The 7,105-nt window shown below is 67.9% G+C and carries 6 protein-coding genes; all 6 read left to right on the forward strand.

What is annotated here, in order from left to right; genetic code table 11:
• Positions 1-24 precede the first annotated feature (24 nt).
• Positions 25-1,509, forward strand: a complete 1,485-nt coding sequence (locus ACK59X_RS15730) for a PHB depolymerase family esterase (protein ID WP_409958580.1) — start codon at positions 25-27, stop codon at positions 1,507-1,509.
• 239 nt (positions 1,510-1,748) lie between these two features.
• Complete coding sequence (locus tag ACK59X_RS15735) at positions 1,749-2,522, forward strand: ABC transporter ATP-binding protein (RefSeq protein WP_409958582.1); 774 nt, start codon at positions 1,749-1,751, stop codon at positions 2,520-2,522.
• Entirely contained in the window at positions 2,519-3,256 is a 738-nt protein-coding gene (locus ACK59X_RS15740) for an ABC transporter ATP-binding protein (protein WP_409958585.1), read from the forward strand. Before ACK59X_RS15735 ends, ACK59X_RS15740 begins: the two co-directional genes overlap by 4 nt.
• Entirely contained in the window at positions 3,253-4,281 is a 1,029-nt protein-coding gene (locus ACK59X_RS15745; RefSeq protein WP_409958587.1) for a branched-chain amino acid ABC transporter permease, read from the forward strand. Before ACK59X_RS15740 ends, ACK59X_RS15745 begins: the two co-directional genes overlap by 4 nt.
• A gap of 16 nt (positions 4,282-4,297) precedes the next feature.
• Positions 4,298-5,371: a branched-chain amino acid ABC transporter permease gene (locus tag ACK59X_RS15750; protein ID WP_409958589.1), complete on the forward strand. Its 1,074-nt coding sequence runs from the start codon at positions 4,298-4,300 to the stop codon at positions 5,369-5,371.
• A gap of 76 nt (positions 5,372-5,447) precedes the next feature.
• On the forward strand, positions 5,448-7,105 hold a 1,658-nt coding region (locus ACK59X_RS15755; RefSeq protein WP_409958591.1), incomplete at its 3' end, for a 3-hydroxybutyrate oligomer hydrolase family protein.

Genomic DNA, 7,105 nt, shown 5'->3' on the forward strand with positions numbered 1-7,105 from the left:
CAAAATTATTTGGAGACAAGACAAATGGCTTTCAACTTCATTCTCAGGTCGGCCGCAACCGCCGCTACCATCGCGGCAATGGGCATGGGCAGTGCACTCGCAGCGGTCAACCTCCCCGCGCTCAAGATCGACAAGACGCAAACCACCGTATCGGGCCTGTCGGCCGGCGGCTTCATGGCCGTGCAGCTACACGTGGCCTACTCGGCCACCTTCGCCAAGGGCGCGGGCGTGGTTGCGGGCGGTCCGTTCTATTGCGCCGAGGGCTCCATCGTCAATGCCACCGGGCGCTGCATGGCCAGCCCCGCGGGCATTCCCACCAGCACGCTGGTGAACACCACCAACACCTGGGCCGGCCAGGGGCTGATCGACCCGGTGGCCAACCTGCAGGCCTCCAAGGTCTACCTGTTCTCGGGCTCGCTGGACAGCACGGTCAAGCCCGGCGTGATGGACGCGCTGCGCACCTACTACAACAGCTTCGTGCCGGCCGCCAACGTGGTCTACAAGAAGGACATCGCGGCCGAGCACGCCATGGTCACCGACGACTACGGCAACGGCTGCTCCACCAAGGCCGCGCCCTACATCAGCGACTGCAACTTCGACCTGGCCGGCGCCATGCTGCAGCACCTGTACGGTACGCTGAACGCGCGCAACAACGCCACCTTGCCCACGGGCAACTACGTGGAGTTCAACCAGAGCCAGTTCATCACCAACCACGGCATGGCGACCACGGGCTGGGCCTACATCCCGCAGGCCGGCCAGGCCGGCGGCAGCACCACCTGCCGCCTGCACGTGGTGCTGCACGGCTGCAAGCAGAACGTGAGCGACGTGCAGCAGCAGTACGTGCGCAACACCGGCTACAACCGCTGGGCCGACAGCAACAACATCGTGATGCTCTACCCGCAGACCAGCCTGGCAGCCACCAACAGCTGCTTCGACTGGTGGGGTTATGACAACGCCAACTACGCCAAGAAGTCCGGCCCGCAGATGGCGGCCATCAAGGCCATGGTGGACCAGATCAGCAGCGGCGGCGGTACGACCAACCCGCCCACCAACCCCGCGCTGCCAGCCCCCACGGGCGTGGGCACCTCGGGCGCCACGGCGAGCAGCATGGTGGTGGGCTGGGGCGCCGTATCCGGCGCGGCCAGCTACAACGTGTACCGCAACGCCAACAAGGTCAACGCCCTGCCGGTGAGTGGCACGAGCTACACCGACACCGGCCTGGCCGCCTCCACCACCTACAGCTGGACGGTGCGCGCCGCCGATGCCAACGGTGCCGAGGGTGCCACATCGGCCGCGGCCTCGGGCACCACGCTGGCAGGCTCGGGCGGCACCGCCACCTGCACCACCGCCAGCAACTATGCGCACGTGCAGGCCGGCCGCGCCACGCAGACCGGCGGCTACACCTATGCCAAGGGCTCGAACCAGAACATGGGCCTGTGGAACGTGTTCGTGACCACGACCCTCAAGCAGACGAGCCCGAACTATTACGTCATCGGCACCTGCCCGTGAAGAGATGAAGCTCCCCCTGAGCCGCTTCGCGTCTTCCCCCTCTCTCGCATTGCTGCGCAATGCGGGAGGGGGACGCTCCCAGCGCGGCGGGGCGGCCCCTGCGCGGGAGCGCTGGCGTAGGCTGCGCCAGTGGCGCAGTGCGGTGGACAATGGAAATGAAGCAAGGCCTTGGCAACTGTCTCTGGGTTGCCAGGCTCCGTAAGTGAAAGACGACGACCCGTGAAAGTGAAGCACCACCCATGAGCACCTTGGCCACCAAGGACTTGACCATCCGCTTCGGCGGCCACGTGGCGGTCAACGCCGTGACCTGCTCCTTCGAGCCCGGCACGCTGACCGCCATCGTGGGCCCCAACGGCGCGGGCAAGACCACGTACTTCAACCTCATCTCGGGGCAGTTGCGCGCCAGCGCGGGCAGCGTCACCTTGGGTGGGCAGGACCTCACGGGCCAGTCGGTCTCGGCGCGCACGCATGCGGGCCTGGGGCGTGCCTTCCAGCTCACCAACCTGTTTCCCAACCTCAGCGTGCTGGAGAACGTGCGCCTGGCCGTGCAGGCCACGCAGGAGGGCAAGCACCGCCGCGGGCTGAACCTGTGGAGCATCTGGAGCGACCACCGCGCGCTGACGGAGCGCGCCCGCGCCATCCTGCAGGCCGTGGCCATGCTGGAGCGGCAGGACACGCCCGTGGCCAGCCTGCCGCACGGCGACCAGCGCAAGCTCGAAGTGGCCTTGCTGATGGCGCTGGAGCCGCAGGTCTACATGTTCGACGAACCCACGGCCGGCATGAGCCATGACGAGGCGCCCGTGATCCTGAACCTGATCCGCGAACTCAAGAAGGACAAGACCAAGATCATCCTGCTGGTGGAGCACAAGATGGACGTGGTGCGCGAGCTGGCCGACCGCATCATCGTGCTGACCAACGGCACCCTGGTGGCCGACGGCGCACCGGCCGAGGTGATCGCCTCGCCCGAGGTGCAGGAAGCCTACCTGGGCGTCACCAAGGAGGCCACGGCATGACCACCAGCACCTTCAACAACCTGCTCGAACTCAAGGGCGTGCACACCCACATCGGGGCGTACCACATCCTGCACGGCGTGGATCTGGCCGTGCCCAAGGGCCAGCTCACCATGCTGCTGGGGCGCAACGGCGCGGGCAAGACCACCACGCTGCGCACCATCATGGGCCTGTGGCATGCGTCGCATGGCACCATCCATTTCGGTGGCAAGGACATCACGGCGCTCAACACGCCGCAGATCGCGGGCATGAACATCGCCTACGTGCCCGAGAACATGGGCATCTTCGCCGACCTCACGGTCAAGGAGAACATGCTGCTGGCCGCGCGCGGCGCCAAGAACGCCGCGCAGATGGACAGCTCGCGGCTCGAATGGATCTTCAAGCTCTTCCCGGCGGTGGAGAAGTTCTGGAACCACCCTGCGGGCAAGCTCTCGGGCGGGCAAAAACAGATGGTGGCGGTGAGCCGCGCCATCGTCGAGCCGCGCGACCTGCTCATCGTGGACGAGCCCAGCAAGGGCCTGGCGCCGGCCATCATCAACAACATGATCGACGCCTTCGACCAGCTCAAGAAGAGCGGCGTGACCATTCTGCTCGTGGAGCAGAACATCAATTTCGCCAAGCGGCTCGGCGACACCGTGGCCGTGATGGACAACGGCCAGGTGGTGCATGCGGGCAGCATGGCCGCTTTGGCGCAGGACGAGGCATTGCAGCGATCGCTGCTGGGGTTGGCACTATGAACACCACCACCGCAACCACATCCACCGCGGCAGCCGGCAAAAGCCTGCTGCGCGATTTCGACTGGAAGCCGCTGGCCCTGGTGCCGGCACTGGCGCTGCTGGTGCTGCCCTTCATCGGCTCGCCCAGTACCTGGCTCACGCTCACCGTGGCCGGGCTGGCCATGGGCATGATCATCTTCATCATCGCCTCGGGCCTCACGCTGTTGTTCGGTCTGATGGACGTGCTCAACTTCGGCCACGGCGTGTTCATCGCCCTGGGCGCCTTCGTGGCCACCAGCGTGCTGGGTGCCATGGGCGACTGGACCGGCTCGGCCCAGCTGTGGCGCAACCTGGTGGCGGTGCTGCCGGCCATGCTGGTGGCCATGGCCGTGGCGGGCGCCGTGGGCCTGGCGTTCGAACGCTTCATCGTGCGGCCGGTGTATGGCCAGCATCTGAAGCAGATCCTCATCACCATGGGCGGCATGATCATCGGCGAAGAGCTGATCAAGGTCATCTGGGGCCCGCAGCAGATTCCGCTGCCGCTGCCCGAGGGCATGCGCGGCTCGCTGCTCATCGGCGATGCCGCCATCGAGAAGTACCGCCTGGTGGCGGTGGCCGTGGGCCTGCTGGTCTTCGGCGTGCTGGCCTGGACGCTGTCGCGCACCAAGGTCGGCCTCTTGATCCGTGCCGGTGTGCAGGACCGCGAGATGGTCGAGTCGCTGGGCTACCGCATCCGCCGGCTGTTCGTGGGCGTGTTCGTCGTGGGCTCGGCCCTGGCCGGCCTGGGCGGCGTGATGTGGGGCCTGTACCAGCAGAACGTGGTGCCGCAGATGGGCGCCCAGGTCAATGTGCTGATCTTCATCGTGATCATCATCGGCGGCCTGGGGTCCACGGGCGGCGCGCTCATCGGCGCGCTGCTGGTGGGGCTGATGGCCAACTACACCGGCTTCCTGGTCCCCAAGGTGGCGCTGTTCTCCAACATCGCCCTCATGGTTGCGATCCTGCTCTGGCGTCCGCAGGGCGTCTACCCGGTCGCGAACCGCTGAAGAGGAGCCCAAAGACATGCTGAACCGACTTCTCTCCGGTGACTACCCGCGCAGCAAGGTGCTGGCGGTGATCCTCGTGGCCATCTTCCTGGGCCTGGCGTTCGCGCCCTTCCTGTTCCCTGGCGTCAAGGCCCTCTCCGTGGCGGCCAAGGTGCTGATCTTCGTGGTGCTGGTCGCCAGCTTCGACCTGCTGCTGGGCTACACCGGCATCGTGAGTTTTGCGCACACCATGTTCTTCGGCATCGGGGCCTATGGCATCGCGGTGGCCACCACGCGCATGGGGCCCACCTGGTCGGCGCTGGCCGTGGGCCTGGGTGGTGCGCTGGTGCTCTCGCTGCTGCTGTCGCTGGCGGTGGGGCTCTTTTCGCTGCGCGTGCGCGCCATCTTCTTCGCCATGATCACGCTGGCCGTGGCGGCCGCGTTCCAGACGCTGGCCTCGCAGCTGTCGGACATCACGGGCGGCGAGGACGGGCTGACCTTCAAGGTACCTGGCCTGCTGTCGCCGAGCTTCGAGCCCTTTGACGAGCCCTTCCTGGGCGTGACCCTCGACGGCCGGCTGATCTGCTACTACCTGCTCTTCGTGGTGGCCGTGGCCCTGGTGCTGGCGCTGCTGCGCATCGTGAACTCGCCTTTCGGCCGCGTGCTGCAGGCGATCCGCGAGAACGAGTTCCGCGCCGAGGCCATCGGCTACCGCGTGGTGGTGTACCGCACCACGTCGAGCGTGCTGTCGGCCCTGTTCGCCTGCTGCGCGGGCGCCATGCTCGCGCTCTGGCTGCGCTACAACGGGCCCGATACCTCGCTGAGCTTCGAGATCATGATGGACTGCCTGCTCATCGTGGTCATCGGCGGCATGGGCACGATCTATGGCTCGGCCATCGGCGCCGTGCTGTTCCTGGTGGCGCAAAGCTACCTGCAGGACCTGCTGCGCCTGGGCAGCGAGGCCGCCTCGGGCCTGCCCTGGCTGTCGGCGCTGCTCTCGCCCGACCGCTGGCTGCTGTGGCTGGGCGTGCTCTTCGTGCTTTCCGTTTACTACTTCCCCACGGGTGTGGTGGGGCGCCTGCGCGCGGCAGCAGCGCGCAAGGTGGCGTGAGGGCCGGGCCCGCGAGCCGGCCAGGGTAAAGCTGCGTTCCAGAAGTTCCAAAAAACACAACTCGGAGACAAACGCAATGAGCAACCTGAAAGCAAAGACGACGCAAAGAACCGCGCTGCTGGCCGTGTCTGCCGCCGTGCTCGCCGCCTGTGGCGGTGGGGGCGGTGACAGCGGCTCGGGCGGCGGCGCGAACCTGCGACCGGCCTACCTGGGCACCATCACCGAAACCCGCTACGACGGCGCCAGCAACGACCTGCTCACCGCCGGCCTGGGCGCGAGCGGCCTGGCATCGGCCACGCCGCCGGCCTATGCCGATGCGGCCAAGCCGACCGCTGCCGAGCTGCGCCGTGCCGCCATCTACGTCAACTACCGCGCCATGCTGGACATGACGGCCGCAGGCGGCTACGGCACGCTGTACGGCCCCAATGTGGACGCCCAGGGCCGCGTGACCACGGGCGAGGGCAAGGTGCCCGGCACCGAGTACATCGCCTATGCCGACGACGGCAGCGGCCGCCAGAACGTGACCCTGATGGTGCAGGTGCCCGACAGCTTCAACCCCGCGCGCCCGTGCATGATCACGGCCACCGCATCGGGTTCGCGCGGCGTTTACGGCGGCATCTCCACGGGTGAATGGGGCCTCAAGCGCGGCTGCGCCGTGGCCTATTCCGACAAGGGCACGGGCGCGGCCCCGCACGACCTGCAGAACGACACGGTGCCGCTGATCGACGGCACGCGCACCACGGCGGCGGCCGCCGGCAAGAACGCGGCCTTCAATGCCAACCTCACGCCCGCGCAGCTCGCGGCCTTCAACGCGGCCACGCCCAACCGCTTCGCCTTCAAGCACGCGCACTCGGGCCAGAACGCCGAGAAGGACTGGGGTACGACCACGCTGCAGGCGGTGGAGTTCGGCTACTACGTTCTCAACGAGCGCTATGGCGCGTTGCTCCCCACGGGCCTGCGCATCAAGTCGCTGACGCCGGGCAACACCATCGTCATCGCGTCCAGCATTTCCAATGGCGGCGGCGCTGCCATTGCCGCGGCCGAACTCGATACCCAGGGCCTGATCAGCGGCGTGGCCGTGTCCGAGCCCGCGGTGGAACTGCCGGCCAACCCCGGCGTCACGGTGCAGCGCGGCGGCACGCAGATTGCCGTCACCGGCCGCCCGCTGATCGACTACACCACCCAGGCCAACCTGTACCAGGCCTGCGCCTCGCTGGCGCCCTCGGTCAGCACCAGCCCCTATGCGGCGGCCTTTGCCGCCGGCTTTGCCGGCACCGCGCTGCCCATCGCCCCGGGGCGCTGCGCCGCCCTGCGTGCGCGCGGCCTGCTCACGGCCGACACCACGGCAGGCCAGGCCGAGGAATCGCTGCGCAAGCTGCGTGACTATGGCTGGGAGCCCGAGTCCAACGACCTGCATGCCTCGCTCGCCGCCTTCGAGGTGGCGCCCGCCGTGGCCGTGACCTTTGCCAACTCGCTCTCGCGCGCCAGTGTGCAGGACCACCTGTGCGGCTTCAGCTACGCGGCGGCCACGACCGCTGGGGCCGTCACCCCGCTCACGCCCCCGGCGGCGCTGGCCAGCATGTTCGCCACGGGCAATGGCGTGCCGCCTGCCGGCGGCGTGCAGCTCATCAACAACCGCGCCAAGCAGGGCCCGGCGCGCGACTTCCTGTCCGTGGCCGACAGCGGTGCCTTCGATTGGAACACCGAGGGTGCCGTCTGCCTGCGCAACCTGGT

It is taken from the genome of Acidovorax sp. (assembly GCF_046339755.1).
Classification (GTDB): Bacteria; Pseudomonadota; Gammaproteobacteria; order Burkholderiales; family Burkholderiaceae_C; genus Acidovorax.

Coding starts and splice junctions, on each gene's coding strand:
- ACK59X_RS15735 (WP_409958582.1), top strand. CDS start 1,749: ATGAGCACCTTGGCCACCAAGGACTTGACCATCCGCTTCGGCGGCCAC.
- ACK59X_RS15750 (WP_409958589.1), top strand. CDS start 4,298: ATGCTGAACCGACTTCTCTCCGGTGACTACCCGCGCAGCAAGGTGCTG.
- ACK59X_RS15745 (WP_409958587.1), top strand. CDS start 3,253: ATGAACACCACCACCGCAACCACATCCACCGCGGCAGCCGGCAAAAGC.
- ACK59X_RS15740 (WP_409958585.1), top strand. CDS start 2,519: ATGACCACCAGCACCTTCAACAACCTGCTCGAACTCAAGGGCGTGCAC.
- ACK59X_RS15730 (WP_409958580.1), top strand. CDS start 25: ATGGCTTTCAACTTCATTCTCAGGTCGGCCGCAACCGCCGCTACCATC.